At 70.1% G+C, this 18671-nt stretch carries 17 protein-coding genes, 1 pseudogene and 1 riboswitch; of the genes and pseudogenes, 10 read left to right on the plus strand and 8 right to left on the minus strand.

Going from position 1 to position 18671, the window contains the following annotated elements; genetic code table 11:
- Positions 1-14: 14 nt before the first annotated feature.
- Together QSK05_RS36360 and QSK05_RS14575 are read right to left on the minus strand one after the other, a co-directional pair.
- A pseudogene (locus QSK05_RS36360) lies at positions 15-269 on the minus strand (nuclear transport factor 2 family protein); the annotation flags it as partial.
- The gene (locus QSK05_RS14575; RefSeq protein ID WP_285597718.1) at positions 266-1264 is read right to left on the minus strand and encodes an NADP-dependent oxidoreductase; all 999 of its coding nucleotides are present in this window, start codon (positions 1262-1264) and stop codon (positions 266-268) included. The gene QSK05_RS14575 and the pseudogene QSK05_RS36360, both read right to left, overlap by 4 nt.
- Positions 1265-1383: 119 nt before the next feature.
- Here QSK05_RS14575 and QSK05_RS14580 point away from each other — a divergent pair, with 119 nt between their 5' ends.
- Positions 1384-2262: a LysR family transcriptional regulator gene (locus QSK05_RS14580; RefSeq protein ID WP_285597719.1), complete on the plus strand. Its 879-nt coding sequence runs from the start codon at positions 1384-1386 to the stop codon at positions 2260-2262.
- On the opposite strand, the gene QSK05_RS14585 is transcribed toward QSK05_RS14580, so the two are convergent.
- On the minus strand, positions 2259-3392 hold the full coding sequence (locus QSK05_RS14585) for a thiolase family protein (RefSeq protein WP_285597720.1): 1134 nt from the start codon (positions 3390-3392) through the stop codon (positions 2259-2261). The two genes, QSK05_RS14580 and QSK05_RS14585, sit on opposite strands and share 4 nt — an antisense overlap.
- A gap of 97 nt (positions 3393-3489) precedes the next feature.
- Here QSK05_RS14585 and QSK05_RS14590 point away from each other — a divergent pair, with 97 nt between their 5' ends.
- On the plus strand, positions 3490-4431 hold the full coding sequence (locus tag QSK05_RS14590) for a LysR substrate-binding domain-containing protein (RefSeq protein WP_285597721.1): 942 nt from the start codon (positions 3490-3492) through the stop codon (positions 4429-4431).
- A gap of 33 nt (positions 4432-4464) precedes the next feature.
- On the opposite strand, the gene QSK05_RS14595 is transcribed toward QSK05_RS14590, so the two are convergent.
- Positions 4465-5043 (minus strand): TetR/AcrR family transcriptional regulator, encoded by a 579-nt coding sequence (locus QSK05_RS14595; protein WP_285597722.1) that lies wholly within the window; start codon positions 5041-5043, stop codon positions 4465-4467.
- Positions 5044-5243: 200 nt separating this feature from the next.
- Here QSK05_RS14595 and QSK05_RS14600 point away from each other — a divergent pair, with 200 nt between their 5' ends.
- Positions 5244-5798: a cysteine hydrolase family protein gene (locus tag QSK05_RS14600; protein WP_285597723.1), complete on the plus strand. Its 555-nt coding sequence runs from the start codon at positions 5244-5246 to the stop codon at positions 5796-5798.
- A gap of 50 nt (positions 5799-5848) precedes the next feature.
- Here QSK05_RS14600 and QSK05_RS14605 read toward each other — a convergent pair whose 3' ends face one another.
- Entirely contained in the window at positions 5849-6460 is a 612-nt protein-coding gene (locus tag QSK05_RS14605) for a copper resistance CopC family protein (protein ID WP_285597724.1), read from the minus strand.
- Positions 6461-6623: 163 nt separating this feature from the next.
- On the opposite strand from QSK05_RS14605, the gene QSK05_RS14610 reads away from it, so the two are divergent.
- Complete coding sequence (locus QSK05_RS14610; RefSeq protein ID WP_285597725.1) at positions 6624-7010, plus strand: ArsR/SmtB family transcription factor; 387 nt, start codon at positions 6624-6626, stop codon at positions 7008-7010.
- Positions 7011-7418: 408 nt separating this feature from the next.
- A complete protein-coding gene (locus QSK05_RS14615; RefSeq protein WP_502879762.1) occupies positions 7419-9323 on the plus strand; it encodes a heavy metal translocating P-type ATPase in 1905 nt (634 codons plus the stop codon).
- Positions 9324-9588: 265 nt separating this feature from the next.
- Here QSK05_RS14615 and QSK05_RS14620 read toward each other — a convergent pair whose 3' ends face one another.
- Genes QSK05_RS14620 through QSK05_RS14630 form a run of 3 tightly spaced genes read right to left on the minus strand, consistent with a single transcriptional unit; the run spans position 9589 to position 13779 of the window.
- The gene (locus QSK05_RS14620) at positions 9589-10695 is read right to left on the minus strand and encodes an MBL fold metallo-hydrolase (RefSeq protein ID WP_285597727.1); all 1107 of its coding nucleotides are present in this window, start codon (positions 10693-10695) and stop codon (positions 9589-9591) included.
- A 33-nt stretch (positions 10696-10728) separates the two neighbouring features.
- Positions 10729-11598: an alpha/beta fold hydrolase gene (locus QSK05_RS14625; protein WP_285597728.1), complete on the minus strand. Its 870-nt coding sequence runs from the start codon at positions 11596-11598 to the stop codon at positions 10729-10731.
- A gap of 33 nt (positions 11599-11631) precedes the next feature.
- On the minus strand, positions 11632-13779 hold the full coding sequence (locus QSK05_RS14630; protein WP_285597729.1) for an MMPL family transporter: 2148 nt from the start codon (positions 13777-13779) through the stop codon (positions 11632-11634).
- Between the two features lie 102 nt (positions 13780-13881).
- On the opposite strand from QSK05_RS14630, the gene QSK05_RS14635 reads away from it, so the two are divergent.
- The 5 genes from QSK05_RS14635 to QSK05_RS14655 all read left to right on the plus strand — a co-directional run bounded on the left by QSK05_RS14635 (position 13882) and on the right by QSK05_RS14655 (position 18525).
- Complete coding sequence (locus tag QSK05_RS14635) at positions 13882-14514, plus strand: TetR/AcrR family transcriptional regulator (protein ID WP_285597730.1); 633 nt, start codon at positions 13882-13884, stop codon at positions 14512-14514.
- A gap of 521 nt (positions 14515-15035) precedes the next feature.
- A riboswitch (TPP riboswitch) is annotated at positions 15036-15140 on the plus strand.
- Positions 15132-16316, plus strand: coding sequence for a glycine oxidase ThiO (thiO, locus tag QSK05_RS14640; protein ID WP_285597731.1), 1185 nt, complete (start codon positions 15132-15134; stop codon positions 16314-16316). Its footprint overlaps the riboswitch before it by 9 nt.
- Positions 16317-16322: 6 nt before the next feature.
- Positions 16323-16553 (plus strand): sulfur carrier protein ThiS, encoded by a 231-nt coding sequence (gene thiS, locus QSK05_RS14645; RefSeq protein ID WP_285597732.1) that lies wholly within the window; start codon positions 16323-16325, stop codon positions 16551-16553.
- 26 nt (positions 16554-16579) lie between these two features.
- The gene (locus tag QSK05_RS14650; RefSeq protein WP_352301402.1) at positions 16580-17401 is read left to right on the plus strand and encodes a thiazole synthase; all 822 of its coding nucleotides are present in this window, start codon (positions 16580-16582) and stop codon (positions 17399-17401) included.
- Positions 17398-18525 (plus strand): ThiF family adenylyltransferase, encoded by a 1128-nt coding sequence (locus QSK05_RS14655; RefSeq protein ID WP_285597734.1) that lies wholly within the window; start codon positions 17398-17400, stop codon positions 18523-18525. Before QSK05_RS14650 ends, QSK05_RS14655 begins: the two co-directional genes overlap by 4 nt.
- Positions 18526-18671: the final 146 nt, after the last annotated feature.

Here is an 18671-nt window from a genome sequence, read left to right on the forward strand (position 1 = left end):
TCGGGGCCTTCCCTGCTCACGACGATGTTGTTCAGGTAGTGCCGGCGCCGGTCGGTCTGCGTGGTCCACGACTCACGCACGAAGCCGAGGACCGCCTCACGCCCGCTGACCGGGCCGAGGTCGCCCTGGCCGGCCAGGGTGAAGGTCCAGGTGACGTCGTCGGTGAGAACACTTTCCAGCGCTGCCAGGTCGTGATCGTCCAGCGCGAGGGCGTAGCGGGCTAGCGTCTCCTGAACGTCCAGGCGCTGGGACGCTTCCAGGGCACTCATGCGACCGTCAGCACGATCTTGCCCCGAATGTGTCCCTGGGCCGCCCGTTCATGGGCCGCGGCCGCATCTTCCAGGGCGTAGGTGCTGTCGATACCGACGCGCAGCACGCCCTTCTCGAGCAGGTCGGCGAGCTGTGCCATCTGCTCGCCGCTCGAGCGCACCTGGGTGCTCGAGACCGAGACGCCCAGCCGGGCGGTCTCTTCGGGATCGACCTGGGCGAAGAACACCGGGAACAGCGCTCCGCCCCGGCGGAGAAGAGGCAGGAACCGGCTGCTCGCCGGGCCACCGACCGTGTCGAGCACGAGATCGACGTCGTGGACGACGTCCTCCATCTGGGTCTTGGTGTAGTCGACGAACTCGTCGGCACCCAGGTCGCGCAGGAACTGCTCGTGCGCGCCCGAGGCGACCGCGATGGCGCGGGCGCCCTTCCACTTGGCCAGCTGCAGACCGAAGTGCCCCACTCCCCCGGCAGCACCGTTGACCAGCACGGTCGAGCCCGGGCCGAAGGGCACCGGGCGGTGCGGCTGCGGCTGGAACGGTGAGGGGGCATCGTGCCCGAGCTCGATCAGGAACTGCCAGGCGGTGAGCGCCGCCATCGGGGCACCCGCGGCGTGCACGTGATCGATACCGGCCGGCTTGATCGCCAGGTCGGAGGCCGGGGCGGCAACGTACTCGGCGTAGGCGCGGCCGTCGATGCCGGGGAAGCGCAGCATGCCGAAGACCTCGTCGCCGACGGAGAAGCCCTCCACGTCCGGGCCGACCGCCTCGATCACGCCCGAGACGTCGGTTCCCGGGATCACCGGCAGGTCGAACTTCGGCATGATCTCCGGGGGTAGTTCGGCGGCCATGCCCGTGCGCAGGTACCAGTCCGGCGGATTGACGCCGACGGCGTGGACGCGTACGAGCACCTCACCCGATTGCGGGGTGGGCACCGGGACCTCCTCGTACCGCAAGACCTCGGGGCCACCGTACTCGTGCAGGCGAATCGCCTTCATTGCCTTCTTCTTTCCTCGTCGCAACCGGTGCCACGAGTGAAACCCCCGGGCCACCGGCCCGTCCAAGACCTGTCCGGCACCCCGCCATACCGAAAGCGCATGGGCGTACCGTGGGCCGGGTGAACGATCTGGGCGAGGACCTCGAGCTGCGGCTGGTGCGCTACTTCACGGTGGTGGCCGAGCACCTGAACTTCGGCCGGGCGGCCGCGCAGCTGCACCTGGCCCAGCCGTCCCTGAGCCGCCAGATCCAGCGCCTGGAAGATCGCCTCGGGGTGCGGCTGCTGGAACGCACGCCGCAGGGCAATCTACTCACCGAAGCGGGCAAAGCCTTCCTGCCCGAGGCCCAGGCCCTGCTGCAGGCGTCCCGGCAGGCGATCCGCACCGCCCGCGCCTACGCCCCGGGCGAGCGGATCACCATCGGCTACGCCGAAGACCTGGTGATCACCCCGGCCGTGCGGGAGTTGCGCCGTCTGCACCCGCAGGCCGAGATCGTCACCCGTCACCTGGACTGCCAGAAGCTGCAGGCCTTCCCCGAGGGCACGGTCGACGTCCTGGTCGCCCGCATCCCCCTGCCGTTCCCAGCCGACGACCTGCGCACCACCCCGCTCTACGAAGAACCCCGGATGCTCGTCGTGCCCGAGGGCCACCGGCTGGCCGGGCGCACGTCGGTGACGCCCGACGACCTGGCCGGCGAGCGCCCGTTCCCCTGCCCCGTCACCACCTCGATGTGGAGCGCGTACCGACTGCTGGGCGATCCGCCCCCTGGCCCTCCGGTCGAAAGTTACGAGGACAAGCTGGAACTGGTGGCCAGCGGGCAGGCGATCGGGGTGCTGCCGGTCGGCGACCGGCGCAGCACGCTGCGCCCCGGCCTGGTCACGGTGCCGCTCGAGGGCGCCCCCACCAGCAAGGTCGTGCTGGTCAGCCGAGTCGGCGAGCCGAACGCCCTGGTCCGGGAGTTCCAGTCGGTGGCCCGGTCCCATCTGGTCGGAAGTTCCTAGAGCAGTTCCAGGATGGTGGCGTTCGCGGTGCCACCGCCTTCGCACATGGTCTGCAGGCCGTAGCGGATGCCGCCCTCGCGCATATGGTGGACGAGCGTGGTCAGCAGGCGGGCACCGGAGGCACCCAGCGGGTGGCCCAGGGCGATGGCGCCGCCGTTGGGGTTGAGAAGTTTCGGGTCGGCGCCGAACTCGGCCAGCCAGGCCAGGGGCACCGGGGCGAAGGCTTCGTTGACCTCGTAGGCGCCGATCTCGTCCAGGCGCAGGCCTGAGCGCTGCAGGACCTTCTGGGTGGCGGGGATGGGGGCCGTCAGCATGATCACCGGGTCGGCCCCGGCGAGTGCGGTGGTGTGGACGCGGGCCACGGGGGTCAGTCCCAGCTCGCGGGCCTTGTCGGTGGTGGTCATGAGCAGTGCGGCCGCGCCGTCGGAGATCTGCGAGGCGTTGCCGGCGGAGATCACTCCGTCGGGGCGGAACGGGGTCTTGAGCCCGGCCAGGGACTCCAGGGTGCCGCCGCGGCGGATGCCCTCGTCGGCGCTGACGTCGCCGACCGGGGTGATCTGGGCCTCGAACAGGCCGGCGTCGTGCGCGGCCGCAGCGCGCTCGTGCGAGGTCAGCGCGAACTCGTCGAGCTGGGTGCGGCCCAGGTGCCAGCGTTCGGCAATCATCTCGGCGCCGATGCCCTGGTTCGGGCCGCCCTCGCCGTAGCGCTGGTGGTAGCGCGGGCCCAGGGGGTCGTGGCCGGCGGCGGAGGAGAACATCGGCACGCGGCTCATCGATTCCACGCCGCCGGCCACGACCACGTCGTAGTGGCCGGCGATCAGCCCGGCAGCCGCGAAATGCAGGCTCTGCTGGGATGATCCGCACTGCCGGTCGACGGTGGTGGCGGGTACCGTCTCGGGCCAGCCGGCGGCCAGGACGCCGGTGCGGGCGATGTTGCCGGTCTGCTCCCCGGACTGGGAGACACAGCCCCAGATGACGTCGTCGACGACGGCCGGGTCGAGCCCGGTGCGGTCGGCGAGCGCGGTGAGGACGTGGGCGGTCAGGTCGGCGGGGTGCACACCGGCCAGTCCCCCGCCGCGCTTGCCGACCGGTGTGCGCACGGCCTCGACGATGACGGCGTCTCGCGACACGGTTGCCTCCCGTTTCCCCGGTGAATCAGATGGCGTTTCGTCCTGCTCGCACCGGCATCCCGGGCGCGCTGCCCATCCAGGATATGTTCTCCTCCTCATGTCCAGGCCGTTCACGCTCTTGCAGCTGCGCTACTTCGTGACTACCGCGCGCCTGGGCAACATGACGGTCGCGGCCCGCGAGCTGCACATGACCCAGTCGGCGCTGTCGTCGGCGATGAGCCAGCTCGAGAGTTCCATGGGTTCTGCCCTGTTCCGGCGCATCCCGCGGCGCGGCCTGGAGCTGACCGACGCCGGGCTGCGTCTGCTGGACCAGTGTCTGCCGCTGATCGAGGAGGTCGACCAGCTGCCCGCGGCGGTGCGTGGCGACGAGGCCAGCATGACCGGCAGCCTGGTGGTCGGGGTGTATGAACCGCTTGCCTCGCAAGACCTTCCGCGACTGTTGCGGGATTTCTCGCAACGTCATCCGGCGGTCGACGTGCACCTGCTGGAGGGCGATCAGGAGTCGACCCGGCTGGCCCTGGTGGAGGGTCTGTGCGAGCTGGCCCTGATGTACGACATGTCGATCGGCGGTGATCTCACCTACGAGACGCTGGAGACCCTGCCCGCGCACGTCATCGTGGCCTCGGACCATCCGCTGGCCACGCGCGGCGTGCGGCGTGTCAGTCTGCACGAGGTGGCCGACGAGCCGCTGATCCTGCTCGATCTGCCGTCCACCCGCGACTACATCCAGGACGTGTTCGCCGCGGCCGGTGTCAGCCCGAAGGTTCGCCATCGGTTCCGCGGCTACGAGACCGTCCGGGCCTTCGTCGGTGACGGTCACGGCTACGCCGTGCTGAACCGGAGGCTGGCCCACGGCTACACGCACAACGGCAGCTCGGTGACCACGCTGGACATCGTCGAGACCGTACCCGCCGTGCAGGTGGTGCTGGCCTCCCGTACCGGCTCCCGCCTCACCCAGCGGGCACGGGAGTTCCGGGCCCTGTGTTACGAATACTTCGCCGAGCACCCGGCCGGAACGACTGCCGGAACAGCTGAATAGGCCCCAGCTGAAGAGGCCTCAGCTGAAGAGGCCTCAGCCGCGGCTTCTGAGCCCCAGCAACCGGCGGGCCGCGACCAGCATCTGCTGCCGCAGCTCCTCGTCCTCCACCGCCGCGAGCTTGGGGTTCTTGCCCGTCATCATCAGGGCCGACCCGAGCATGGCCACGCTGATCAGCCGGCCCGGCTCCGGGTCGGGGCCGAGCAGCAGCTGCCCGATGCGTTCCGACAGCACGCCGCTGTCCGACTGCGAGGCGTGCAGGGCCTGCACCGCCGGATCGGCCTGCATCAGCGCACTGACCTCGCGGTGCCGCACCGCCAGGTCGATGACCCCGGTGAGCACCGACTCGACCTGGGCGGTGCGGGTGCGCTCGCGCTCGGCCCGCTCGACCACGTCCCGCATGTCGTTCACGAGCGGCTCGAGCAGGGCCAGGAGAATCGCGTCCTTGCTGCGGAACTGGTGGTAGACGGCGGCCTTCGTCACCCCGAGCCGGTCGGCGATCATCTGTAGCGACGTGCCGTTGACCCCGTGCCGGGAGTACAGCGCCAGAGCGGCCGCCAGCAGTCTCGACCGTGGGGTGTCACCGGGTGAGGTAGCCCGCACTGTGGCATCCACGCGCCCACCACTCCCCGGCCTCAACGGCCTCAACTCGGTCCCCATGATGTCCAGGCGAGTATTCTACCCAGACGAAACCTAGCCGATCGGCTAGCCTGCAGATAGCCGATCGGATAGGTTGCTCGAGCCGACACGCTTCCCCGGACCCGTCCGCCCGCACCGCATCGGGCAGCGCCGGACCGGGCCTCAGAAAGGGCATCATGACCGTCACCGCCATCCGCGAGCACGCCGCCCTGATCGTCGTGGACCTGCAGCAGGGCACCCTGGCGCAGAACCTCACCACGCCCGCCGAGCAGATCCTCACCCACGCCGCCACGCTCGTCGACGCCTTCCGTGCCGGGGGCCGGCCCGTCGTCCTGGTGACCGCGCACTCGATGCCCGCAGGCCTCAACGAGTACGGCGGAGGCCCGCGCCAGATGCCCGAGGGCTGGGACACCCCGGCTCCGCAGATCGCGCAGCAGCCGGGCGACATCGTCATCAGCAAGAGCGCGTGGAGCGCCTTCACCGGCACCGATCTACACCGCCGGCTGACCGATCTCGGCGTCACCCAGACCGTGATCATCGGCCTGGCCACCAGTTTCGGCGTCGAGTCGACGGCCCGCACGGCCTACGACCTGGGCTACGACGTGGTCATCGCATCCGACGCGGTAGCCGACCTCTCCCAGGAGGCACACCACTCCAGCCTCACCCGCGTCTTCCCCGTCCTGGCCCAGATCGGCACCACCCGTGAGATCACCGGCCTGATCCAGGCCTGAATCAGGCCTGCATCAGGCCGATCCGACCCTCGACCCGTGGGTAGGCGCCGTCAGTTCTGACTCGAGCGCCTCGGCACGACGAAGACCACGTACACCGCAGCACCGACCGCCAGCACACCCAGCACCACCAGCAGGATCACCAGCGGAGCGGACGAGCCACCGGAGTCCTCGGCGGTCGCGGCACCGGCCTGGGTGACAGCGGTGGCGGAGGCCGTGGGAGACGGCGCAGCAGCCGAGGACGTCACCGGCGCCGTCGTCGTCTCCACCGCCGCAGGCTCATTGCCCTGCTGGGCGGTGAAGGCGAACTTCCCCGAGATCGGATGCCCGTCGGACGACGTCACCCGCCAGGTCACCGTGTAGTCACCCGCCGGCGAGCCGGGTGCGACAGCCTGGGACAGCGTGTTGCCCTTCAACGTGGCCTTGCCCTCGGTGACATCACCCTCCGGGCTGTCCACCCGCACCCGCGCACCCAGTTCCAGGATGTCGGCCGAGAACTCGAGCTTCACGACGTCGGGCAGCGTCTTCACGCTCGACCCGTCGGCCGGATTGCTGCTGCCCAGTTCGTCATGCGCCAGGGCGGGACCGGCCCCCAGAACCACAACGGCGCCGGCCAGCGCCAGAACAGCCCCGAGTCGGCGAGACAGCCGGTACGACAACGACATGATGTGCTCTCGTCTTTCAGTTCAGATGACGGACGAAGGGGTGGCCCGCCCGGCGGGCGGCGCCTCCGGAGCGTGCACCACCACCGCGACGACCCCGTGGGCCGGTTTCACGTCGGCAACCCTAGCGGCATTCCAATATTCCAATGAGTGTTAGTTTATTGAGGTGAGCCACGACGCCTGCGATCTTCTCTGTCTCGACCTCCCCCACGCCGAGACCGTGCGCAGGTCCCTGCCTCCCCTGGACGCCGCCCAGCTCGCCGCCGACCGGGCCAAGGCCCTGGCCGACCCCAACCGGCTGCGTGTCGCGGCGGCCCTGGCCACCGGCGACGAACTCTGTGTCTGTGACCTGGCCTGGGTCTGCGGGCTGGCCCAGAACCTCGTCTCCCACCACGTCCGCAACCTGCGTCAGGCCGGCGTCGCCGCCTCCCGGCGCGACGGGCGCATGGTGATGTACCGCCTCACCCCGGCCGGCCGCTCACTGCTGGAGGCCCTCCTGCCCGGCACGCCGCTCGCTGTCATCCCCGCTGCCACGGGCAACAGCGCTTCCTGACCGAGAAGGAACACGATCATGGACGCATGCTGCGGTCCGGCCGCGCCGAAACCGTCCGGGCGCCGGCGTGCCGTCGCGCCGGTGCCCGCGCCGGGTCGTTCGTGCGGTGACGCCGGCGACGGCTGTGCCCCCTCCGAGCGCCCCACCGCTACCGACACCACCGGCCCCGGTGCGGCTGCCGCCCACCGGGCCGCCTCGTCCATCATCGGTCGTGGGCCCCTGACCCTCACCTCGCGCCCACCCGGCGCCCAGCTCCTGATCACCCCCACCCAGACCGGGCCAACCGGGCCAACCGGGCAGTCCAGGCAGTGCGGTTGTGGTGGGGCCGCTGGCTGCACCTGCCCGCCCGGGCCCGGCGACCTCGCCGCGCACCCGATCGGCCGTTCGGGGAAAGTGCCGCAGCCGGCACTGGACGACTGCTGCAGCTTCGACGGCGAGTTCGACACCGATGCCGAACCCGAACGCCTGCGCGACATCCCGGCCGTCCGGTTCGCCCTGGCATCGGGTCTGCTGCTGGCCTGCGGGCTGGTCGTGAGCCGCTGGGTGCACGGGCCCACGGGTACCGCTCTGGAGGTCGGTGCGCTGCTGGCCGGTGGCTGGACGTTCGTCCCCGACACCCTGCACGGCCTGATCCGCAAGCGCCTGGGGGTCGGCACCCTCATGACCATCGCCGCGGTCGGGGCGGTGGCCCTGGGCGAGATCGGCGAGGCCGCGGCCCTGGCGTTCCTGTTCTCGATCGCCGAGGGTCTCGAGGGCTACGCGATCACCCGAACCCGCCGCGGCCTGCGGGCGCTGCTCGACCTGGTACCCGAGGAGGCCCTGGTGCTGCGGGGCGGGGAAACCGTTTCCGTCGCACCCGAGACCCTGCGCACCGGAGACCGCCTGGTGGTCCGCCCCGGCGCCCGCATCGCCACGGACGGTGTGGTGAGCTCGGGCCGGTCGGCCGTCGACACCTCGGCCGTCACCGGCGAGTCGATCCCGGTGGAGACCGGGCCCGGCGACGACGTCTTCGCCGGCACCATCAACGGCACCGGGGTCCTCGAGGTGCAGGTCACGGCCACCACGGCCGACAACTCCCTGGCCCGGGTCGTGCACATCGTCGAACAGGCCCAGGAACGCAAGGGCACCGCCCAGCGTCTGGCCGACCGCACGGCCCGGCCGCTGGTACCCGGAGTGATTGTCCTGGCCACCGGCATTGCCTTTCTGGGAAGTCTTTTCGGGGATCCATCGACCTGGCTGGAACGCGCACTGGTGGTGCTGGTCGCGGCCGCTCCGTGCGCCCTGGCCATCTCCGTGCCGGTGGCCGTCGTCACCGCGATCGGCTCGGCCGCCCGCTTCGGGGTGCTGATCAAGGGCGGCGCCGCACTCGAGGCCATGGGCCGCGTCCGCGTCGTCGCCCTGGACAAGACCGGCACCCTCACCCGGGGCCGGCCGGTCGTGATCGACGTCGTCACGGCCGGCGGCAGCTCCCGCGAGCAGGTGCTCGGGGTAGCCGCCACACTGGAGAAACACAGCGAACACCCTCTGGCCCGAGCCATTCTCGAATCCGTCGGGCCTGCCGGGCCTGCCGAACAGGCCGTGGACGTCCGGGCGATCGCCGGGTCCGGCCTGGAGGGAACCATCGACGGACGACCCGCGCGCCTCGGGCGTCCCGGTGACGTCGAGGCCGGCCTCCTGGAGGACGACGTCCGTCGCCTCCAGGAGGCCGGCGCCACGGCGGTGGTGGTGGAGCACGACGAACAGGTCCTGGGCATCATCGGGGTGCGCGACGAACTGCGCCCCGAGGCCCGCGAGACCGTGTCCGAGCTGCGACGCCTCGGCCTGCGGGTGATCATGCTGACCGGCGACAATGAGCGTACGGCCAAAGCGCTCGCGGCCCAGGCCGGTATCGACGAGGTGCACGCCGGCCTCCGTCCGCAGGACAAGGCCCGGATCGTCGCCGAACTGCCCGGCAGCGTGGCCATGGCCGGCGACGGCATCAACGACGCCCCGGCCCTGGCCACCGCCGACGTCGGTATCGCGATGGGCGCCATGGGTGCCGACGTGGCCATCGAGACGGCCGACGTGGCCCTCATGGGCGAAGATCTGCGTCATCTGCCGCAGGCCCTGGCCCACGCCCGCCGGGCCCGGCGGGTCATGCTGCAGAGCCTCGTGCTGTCCATGCTCATTCTCCTCGTGCTGGTGCCGCTCTCGGCCCTCGGCGTACTCGGGCTCGCGGTCGTGGTGGCCACCCACGAACTGGCCGAGGTGCTGGTGATCGGCAACGGCGTGCGGGCAGCACGCCGCCGCCCGACCGCAGTGACTCGTCGGTGAGTGTCAGCATCACCGTGGGTCGCTGTGCGGCACCCCGCCCTCGCCATGGACAAGCCATCTCGCTGATGCCCCCGATCACAGAAGCGGGACACTGGACGGTGAAGTACTGTCGGCTCCCTACAGGTGTCCACGACGCAGATGCCGATTCCCGGACAGGACGACGTCTCCCGGGAACGAACGGGTGCGGCGCCGGGCGACGAGGCCGGGTTCACCGGGGAGGGGACACCCCGGTCTGACCAACTACCGGGACGATCTCACGGACTGACTATTTCTGGAGCCGGATGACGTCAAGGTCGTTCCCGACCACGACCTCTCCGGAAAATCCCTTCTGAGCCTTGGACTTCCAAGCGCTGTCGGGTAGGGCCTTGCTTCCGGGGGCGAGATGGGACAGCACGAGCGTCTTGACGTTCGCCGGCTGAGCCACCTCACCGCCGATACGGGTCACATCGGAGTGACTGTTCTCGTGGTGCTGGATCTGCTCGGGCGTCAGATTGCCCGCATCCTCGACGGCCTGCATGTCGATGGCCTCGTGCACCAGGATGTCCGCGTCCTGGGCAATCGTCACGGTGTTATCGGTGATCGTCGTGTCCCCACTGAAGGCGACCGACCCATAAGCGGTGTCGAACCGGAACGCGAAGGACGGGAAAACCGGCGGATGCTGGACGAGAATCGCGGTCACCGTGACCCGATCGTCCGAGAAGACCGTGAACGGCTTCATGGCCGGCGCCATTTCGCCGGTGGGACTGGCCCCGACCTCAGGAACGGTGATTTCCTCGACCTGGACCAGGGCGCGCGGATCGGGCCAGCCCTCGTCCCGCATCCGGATGTTGATGTCGTAGGCCGTGGCGGTGATCGAGGACGTGATGAAGTCGTTCAGCCCCGGAGCCGGGTTCTCGGGTGAGACCGTAGCCACGGCCTCACCCGACGCGGACGCCGGCAGTGCACCGGCCGGTCCCGGTCCGTGCATGGTCACCTTGTGGGTCAGCGGGTTGATCCCACCGAACCGCAGCCACAGCAGGTTGTAGAGATCGGCCAGGTGGTCGGAGTGCAGGTGGGTGACGAAGACGTGGTCGAGATCGGCGATGTCGAGACCGGACAGCTCGAACTGGTCGAAGGTGCCGTGCCCCATGTCGATCAGGTAGATCCGCCCGTCCACCACGAGGGCGCTGGAGATTCCCTTCCGTCCTCGCATCGGGACGGGTCCGGCGGCGGTACCCAGGAGCACGACCGCAGCGCCCTTGGTGGGAATGGCTGTGGTGGTGGTCGGGGTCGGGGTCGGTGATGCGAACGCTGACTTGGCCCCCAGGGTTCCGGCGGCGGCGACCGCGGTCGCCGTGGCCGCCTTGATGACCTGTCGTCGGTTGGTGTTCATACCGTGTACCTACTTTTCGGATCAGATGAGCGGTCAGGAATTTTCCGTGACGGCGACCAGGAGGTCACCGACGATGTCGCCGAACCGGGACCACAGCGACAGATGCCCGTCCTGCGATTCGACGTGCAGCGCGGCGCCCGGGACGTTGTCCGCGAGCCAAAGAGCGTGTGCGAGGGGAACCATCCGGTCCTGGACTCCCTGCCACACACTCACCGGCACGCGGATGTCCTCCAGCGCGAATCCCCAGTCGTTGGCGAAGGCCAGATCGTCTTCCCGCCAGCCGGCGATCCCGGAGGAGACGGCGTAGTGCATCGTCTCGACCATGTGCTCAAGGGCGTCACCGGTCAGGGCGGCCTGGTCGGCCGGCCCCACCAGGCCGCCGAGCGCCGCGACGACGTCCTCGGGCCGGACGGTAGCCAGGCCCTGCGCCTCGGCCGACAGGTAGGCGTCCAGTTCGCTGGTTCCCTTGACAGCAGCGCCGAACTCAGCCAGATTCTCCGGAGCCATGCCCTCGAGGAAGTCCAGGCCCGGCGCGGCGAAGGGCCCGACTCCGGCGACGATCGCAGCGCCGAGACACCGCTGCGGCAGGAGCGCGGCGCAGGCCAGCGCGTGCGGGCCGCCGCCCGAATGACCCATGGTGAGGAACTTTTCCGTGCCGAGGGCATCCAACAGCTCGGTCACATCCGCGGCTACGTCGGCGATGCTACGACCAGGGTGAGGAGTGGAGGTGCCGTAACCGGGGCGGCTGAAAGTGATCAGTCGGAGCCCGTGCTTGTAGGCGGCTTCGGTCAGGGGTCTGAGCCGGACCGCGCCGCCGGGTGATCCGTGATGGAACACCAGGGGCAGCGCGTCGGAGGATCCGATGCTGTCGTAGGCAAGACTGCGTCCGTCGGGAAGATTCACGTGTTGCACGGCAGGAGGCCTTTCCCTGATGGATCAAGGAGCTGGTGTGGTGTGAGCTTCGAGGTGCGGCAGGATCCGGTCGACCCAGCGGGGGATCCACCAGTTGCCGCCGCCCAGAAGGAACATGGTGGCCGGGACGACGATCAAGCGGATGATCGTGGCGTCGATCAGCACGCTGGCCGCCAGTCCGAGGGCGAGCATCTTGACCACGATCACGTCGGACAGCACGAATGCTGCGAAGACGCTGGTCATGATCAGCGCCGCGCAGCTGATCACCCGCGCCGTCACCGACAGCCCTTCGCCCACGCTCAACCGGTTGTCGTGCGTGCGCAGCCAGGCGTCGCGGACCCGCGAGAGCAGGAACACCTCGTAGTCCATGGACAGCCCGAACACGATCGCGAACATCATCATGGGTACGTAGGACTCGATGGGCACGGTCTCCCTGACCCCGAAGAGTGATGCGCCCCAGCCCCATTGGAACACCGCCACCACCACGCCGTAGGCCGCGGCGATGGACAGCAGGTTCAGCACCGCCGCCTTGATGGCCACCAGCACGCTGCGGAAGGTGATCAGGAGCAACAGCATCGCCGCCGCAAGCACCACAGCGATGATCACCGGCAGCCGGGAGACGATCTTGTCGCGGAAGTCGAGCTGGAAGGCGGTCGCCCCGGTCACGTATCCGTGGGCGTCATGGGCCTCCACTATCTTGGGCAGGGTGTCGTCGCGCAAGGTGCGCAGCACCTCCTCGGTCGAGGAGTCCTGCGGTCCGGTCGTCGGGATCACCGTGGCCACGAGCACGTCCCCGTCCTTGGTGGCCTGCACCTTCGAGACCGAGGCCACGCCTCGGACGCCCTGCAGAGCCTTCTGCAGATCGGCTGACACGTCCGTGTCGGCGTGCGAGACGTCCACCACGATGGTCAGCGGTCCGTTGGCACCGGGGCCGAACGCGTCGGAGATCGCGTCGTAGGCCTGCCGACTGGTGAAGTCGGCCGGATCGGAACCGGCGTCCACGTGTCCCAGCTGCATCGACAACGTCGGCAGGGCGATCACGGCCAGCAGCGCCACCCCGCCGGCCAGATACAGCCAGGGACGGCGTCCGATCCGGGCCGCGTGCCGGTGCCACACGTCGCTCTCGCCGCTACCGGCCTCGGCGACGGCCGAGCGGACGCGCAGCCGGTCGATCCGCTTGCCGGCCAGGCCGAGCAGCGACGGCACCAGCGTGACGGCGGCCGCCGCGGCGACCGCGACGGTCAGCGCCGCCGCCAGACCGAGCTTGCCGATGAAGGAGACCCCGGACGCATAGAGCCCCAGCATCGCGATGACCACGGTCATTGCGGCGATCAGGACCGATCGCCCGCTGCCTTCCACGGTCCGCCCGGCCGCCTCGGCCGGTTCGCCGCCCTCCATCAGGTCTTGGCGGAAGCGGGTGGCCAGGAAGAGCGCGTAGTCGATACCGACGCCGAGTCCCATCATGATCGCCAGCGTGGGCGAGACCGTGGCGAACGTGGTGGCGGCGGCCAGCATGCCGAGCAGCCCCATCCCGGCCAGCACCCCGATCGCTGCGGAGAGGATCGGTAGGCCGGCCGCGGCGACGCTGCCGAAACCCAGGAGCAGCACTACGACCGCGGTGCCGATGCCGATCAGTTCCGAGACCGCGTCGCCGGTCTTCGGCCGGGCAGCCTGACCGAGCTCACCGCCGTACTCCACGTTGACGCCCGCCCGACGGGCCGACTCGGTGGCATCGTCGATCTGGGTGACGAAGGCGTCACCCAGCGCGCTCGGATTCTTGTCGAAACCGGCAGTGACGTAGGCGGTCCGGCCGTCCTGAGAGTCTATGGGGTCGGTTACGGACTGCACATGGCCAAGACGGCGGATGGCGTCGACCGAACTGTCGATCGCCGCCTTCTGTTGAGCCAGCGTTCCCTCGCGCACGGTGAAGACGACCTGACCGCTCTGCGCACCGCTACTGGACTGATGCATCTGCAGGAGATCAGCACCCCGCTGAGCAGGGGCATTGGGCAGCTCAAAGTCGTCGGAGTACTGCCCGCCCAGGGCTTGGTGGCCGAGCGTGACGCCGACGAGCAGGACCAGCCAGAGCAGGACGACCGGCCCGGGGTGGCGGGCGCAGAAACGTCCCAGCCGGTAGAGGCCACCGGGCCGCGCACTCAAAAAATCTGTCACGACTGACAGTTTTAGGCAAAAGTGTCAGGGCTGACAAGTTTGCCCAGACAATGCGACGAGTGACTTTAGGTAGTCGGGGGCTGATCGTGAAATGCTTTGCCTGTGACGTCTACCGGTGGAAAGCGCGAGGCCAACAAACTGGCCACCCGCACGGCCTTGCAGGCCGCCGCCGACCGGCTGTTCGAGCAGCAGGGCTTTGAGAACACCACCGTCCGGGACATCGCCGATGCCGCTGGCGTCACCGAACGCACCTTCTTCCGGTACTTCGCCGCGAAGGAGGAACTGATCCTGGACGACGCCCTGTCCTGGCTTCCGGACCTGACCGAGGCCATCCGGACCCGGCCGGCCGCGGAGGGACCGCTGACAGCCGTCCAGATGGGCCTGGCCACCGTGGCGTGGAAGATCGCCCAGGGAAACCGGCCCTCACCCCTGTGGATGTTCCACGAGGGCCCGCCCGGCCCGAAGCTCCGCCGCGCCCCGAACGCGGTCGGTTTCCGGGTGGAGGAGGCGATAGCGATCCCCCTGCGCGCGCGCCTGATCGCGGCCTCAACCCCCAATTCCGATGATCCGGAGCCGCAATTCGTGGCCGATATCCTCGCCCGGGCCTCGCTCGCCGCCCTGCGCAGCGGCCTGATCCGGGACTGGGAGTTGCGCGACCGCGACGCCGAAAACCGGCCTCCTCTGTCCCAGCTGATCCAGCAGGCCTTCGCCACGATCATCGCCGTGCACGACTGATCGCACCGCACATGCGAAACAACTTGCTCTTGAATTATTTCCGGAAGAAGCGACTCACCGTCACCGGTCGCTGCCTGGAGCGGACATTCCGCGACTGCTTGCCGAACTGGCGATGACCGGTCGCCGAACACCGCCCTTTCCCGGGATGATCACGGTCGATAGTCACGAGGTGTTCGCCGACCAACGACGCCCAAGAATTCTCGATCCGTTCCGGCCCAGGTGCAGGACGTCGGTGCGGGCGATCGAGGCGATGTCGTTCCGGTCGCCAGCCGCGGGTAACCGGCCGTGCCGCTGCACCGCAGCGCCGAACACCTCCAGCAGCTCCAGCTCGCGCGCGGCTTGCCAGAACCTTCTCCCACAACTGGATGACGTCCACCCTAGCCGCCAGCACGACGTCCGAAGAGTCGGTGAGATTGCCCTGACGGGAACGGGAATCGCAGCAGAGATACAGGCGGGCCCGGATCAGGGCCGGGTGCGGGGATCGGGGCATGCGCCGAAGTGTCGCATTGGGCGGGGTATGGTGATGCCAGCACGGGAGCCCACCGAGGGCTGAGAGGGCGAACATCTCGCCGACCGTTGAACCTGCTCCGGGTCATGCCGGCGAAGGGAGCTCGAACATGGTAATTGGCACGCCTGTTCCGGCCACCGATGTGGTCGTCCTGGGCGGCGGTGTCGTCGGCACGGCCTGTGCCTGGCGGCTGGCCCAGCGCGGGCTGCAGGTGATCCTCGTCGACCCTGCGCCCGGATCGGGGGCCTCCGGCGTGGCGGCCGGGATGCTCGCCCCCGTCAGCGAGGTGCAGCCCGGCGAAGAACCGTTGCTGCGTCTGGGGTGTCACGCGGCGCAGGGATACCCGGACTTCGTCCGCGAACTCGAGCTGGTCAGCGGCCTGGTCACCGGGTACCGCCGGTGCGGCACCCTGGCCGTGGCCCTGACCGCCGACGACCGAGCCCGCCTGGCCGAGACCCGGCGCCTGCAGGCCGGTCTCGGGTTGACGGTCGAGGCCCTCACCGGTCGGCGCTGCCGCGCACTGGAACCGACGCTGGATCCGGGGGTCAGCGCGGGCACACTGATCCCCGACGACCACCAGATCGACCCGCGCCGGCTGCTGGAGGCTCTGCGGATCGCGGCCACGACCGCCGGGGTGGTCACCGTTCAGGATTCAGGCACCCCCGAACGGGTGGACGAGGTGCTCGCCGGCGTCCGTCTGGCCTCCGGGGCACTGGTGCGGGCCCTCCGGGTGGTGCTGGCCACCGGCGCGTGGGCCCGGTCGGTCGTGCCGTCGGTACGGCCGGTCAAGGGGCAGATCCTGCGGCTGCGGATGCCCGCGGGTGATCACATCCTGCGGCGCACCGTCCGCGCGGTGGTGCACGGCCGGGACGTGTACCTGGTGCCGCGCGAGAACGGTGAACTGGTGGTCGGGGCGACCAGCGAGGACGTCGGCCTGGACCAGCGGGTCACCGCCGGCGCCGTGCACGATCTCCTGCAGGACGCCCGGGCCCTGGTGCCCGGGGTATCGGAACTGGAGTTCACCGAAACCGCGGCGCGATGCCGTCCGGGCACTCCCGACAACCTGCCCCTGATCGGGCCTTCCGCGGTCCCGGGCCTGATCCTGGCGACCGGCCACCACCGCAACGGTGTGCTGCTGTGCGGGGTCACTGCCGACGCTGTGACTGCTGCCCTGGCCGACGGGGACGTGCCCGCCGGCCCGGTGCGGGTGTGCGATCCCCGGCGGCTCGAACAGCCCGGTACATCGACGACAGGCCGTGACACCACCACGGTGGCCACGGCCGGACGGAGGTAGAACACGATGCTCGAGGTGATCGTCAATGGCGAACCCGTGCAGGTGCCCGGTGAGGCCACCGTGGCGGACCTACTGCGACAACTCGCCGGGCCCGAAGTCGCTGGAAGCCAGGGCGGCCCACCCACCGGAGTGGCCGTGGCCCTGGGCGACGACGTGGTCCCGGCCGGGCAGTGGACGACGACACGGCTGTGTCCCGGCGACCGGCTCGAGATTCTCGGGGCGGTGGCGGGCGGATGACGAGCACGCCTGAGGTCAGCACCCCGATGCTGGAACAGGCCGGGCAGCCCGGGCAGTCCGGCCTGTCGGACGAGCCGCTGCGGATCGCCGGCCAGGCCTTCACGTCCCGGCTGGTGATGGGAACCGGTGGCGCCGGCAACCTGAGCATCCTGGAGAGCGCGCTGCGGGCCTCCGGCACACAGCTGACGACCGTGGCGATGCGCCGGATCGACCCCACGGCCGATGGAGGGCTGCTCGACATCCTGACCCGGGTGGGTGTGCAGGTCCTGCCCAACACCGCCGGATGCCGCACCGCCCGTGAGGCCCTGCTGACGGCCCGGCTGGCCCGCGAGCTGCTCGGCACGTCGTGGGTCAAGCTGGAGGTGGTGGCCGACGAGGACACCCTGCTCCCGGACGCCGGTGAACTGCTCGACGCGGCGGGTCAATTGGTCGACGAGGGCTTCACCGTGCTGGCCTACACCAATGACGACCCGGTGCTGGCACAGCGACTGGAACACGCCGGCTGCGCTGCGGTGATGCCGCTGGGCGCGCCGATCGGCACCGGCCTGGGTGTGCTGAACCCGCACAACATCGCTCTCATCGCCCAGCGGGCCGGCGTTCCCGTCCTTCTCGATGCCGGGATCGGCACCGCCTCCGACGCAGCCCTGGCGATGGAGCTGGGGTGTGACGGTGTGCTTCTGGCTACCGCGGTGACCCGGGCGCACGACCCCGAGCGGATGGCGGTCGCGATGCGGCTGGCGGTCCAGGCCGGGCGCGCGGCCCGGCTCGCTGGGCGTATCCCGAAACGTGAACGGGCGCTGGCCTCCTCGACGCCGGTGGGCCTGGCCGAGTTCGGGGACCGCGCGTGACCGGTGACGTACGTCCGCCCTTGGTGGCCCCGGGAGGCCCCCTGACCGAGGCCGAACACCGGCGCTATGCGCGCCATCTGGTGCTGCCGGAGGTGGGCGGGACCGGTCAGCGACGGCTGAAGGCCGCCCGCGTGCTGCTGGTGGGGGCCGGAGGCCTCGGTTCACCCTCCCTGCAGTACCTGGCCGCGGCCGGCGTGGGCACGATCGGGCTGGTGGACGACGACGTGGTCGAGGAGTCCAATCTGCAGCGACAGGTGATCCACACCGGTGCGGACGTCGGGCGGTCCAAGGTCGACAGCGCCGCCGACGCGGTGCGGCGGGCCAACCCGCTGGTGCGCGTCGAACGACATCGCGAACGGCTGCACACCGGCAACGCCGTCGGGCTGGTCGAGCAGTACGACCTGGTACTCGACGGCTCGGACAACTTCCCCACCCGCTACCTGGTGAACGACGCCTGTGTGCTGACCGGCATCCCGTGGGTCTGGGCCGCCGTGCTGCGGTCCCAGGGCCAGGCCAGCACCTTCTGGGGCGGACACGGCCCGCAGTACCGCGATCTGTTCCCTGAGCCACCCGCCCCCGGCTCCGTGCCCGACTGCAACGACGCGGGCGTCCTGGGGGCTGTCTGTGGCCTGTTCGGCTCGATCATGGCCGCCGAGGCGGTCAAACTCATCACCGGCACGGGTCAGAGCCTGCTCGGGCGGGTGCTGACCCTGGACGTACAGACCTGGTCGTGGCGCACGTTCCGCCTCATCCCCGACGCCACCCGGGCACCGATCACCCGCCTGGCACCGCCCACGCTCCCCATGATCACCGCGGGAGACCTGGCCGGACGCCTGCGGGCCCGCGCCGCCGGGGACGACGACTTCCTGCTCATCGACGTGCGCGAACCGGCCGAGCACGACCGGTTCGCCATCCCCGGAGCCCTGCTGGTCCCGCTCGCCGACCTGGAACGGGCCGATCTACCCCGGGACGTACCGCTGATCCTGTACTGCGCGGCCGGTCAGCGATCGGCCCGGGCGATCCAGGTGCTGCGCCGCCAGAAATACAGCCTTCTGCATCACCTCGACGGAGGTATCCGGGCCTGGACGGCGAGCGTGGCCTCTGCCGACGGGGTGGAACGATGACGAAAATGTCGAGCGCGTAAGTACTATCGATGCTGACAATGTGAGCGGGAGGGTGCGCGATCCCTCGACGGTGGGCGTCTGCATCGGCGTCGTCCCGATGCGCGGGCCGACCCCGAACGTGAACAGGGCCGGCCCGTTGCCGGACC

It is taken from the genome of Kineosporia sp. NBRC 101731 (assembly GCF_030269305.1).
GTDB lineage: Bacteria > Actinomycetota > Actinomycetes > Actinomycetales > Kineosporiaceae > Kineosporia.

Excerpts from the sequence above, each read along its gene's own strand:
- QSK05_RS14575 (WP_285597718.1), bottom strand. The coding sequence starts at position 1,264 with ATGAAGGCGATTCGCCTGCACGAGTACGGTGGCCCCGAGGTCTTGCGG.
- QSK05_RS14590 (WP_285597721.1), top strand. The coding sequence starts at position 3,490 with ATGTCCAGGCCGTTCACGCTCTTGCAGCTGCGCTACTTCGTGACTACC.
- QSK05_RS14600 (WP_285597723.1), top strand. The coding sequence starts at position 5,244 with ATGACCGTCACCGCCATCCGCGAGCACGCCGCCCTGATCGTCGTGGAC.
- QSK05_RS14605 (WP_285597724.1), bottom strand. The coding sequence starts at position 6,460 with ATGTCGTTGTCGTACCGGCTGTCTCGCCGACTCGGGGCTGTTCTGGCG.
- QSK05_RS14620 (WP_285597727.1), bottom strand. The coding sequence starts at position 10,695 with ATGAACACCAACCGACGACAGGTCATCAAGGCGGCCACGGCGACCGCG.
- thiO (WP_285597731.1), top strand. The coding sequence starts at position 15,132 with ATGGTAATTGGCACGCCTGTTCCGGCCACCGATGTGGTCGTCCTGGGC.
- thiS (WP_285597732.1), top strand. The coding sequence starts at position 16,323 with ATGCTCGAGGTGATCGTCAATGGCGAACCCGTGCAGGTGCCCGGTGAG.
- QSK05_RS14650 (WP_352301402.1), top strand. The coding sequence starts at position 16,580 with ATGCTGGAACAGGCCGGGCAGCCCGGGCAGTCCGGCCTGTCGGACGAG.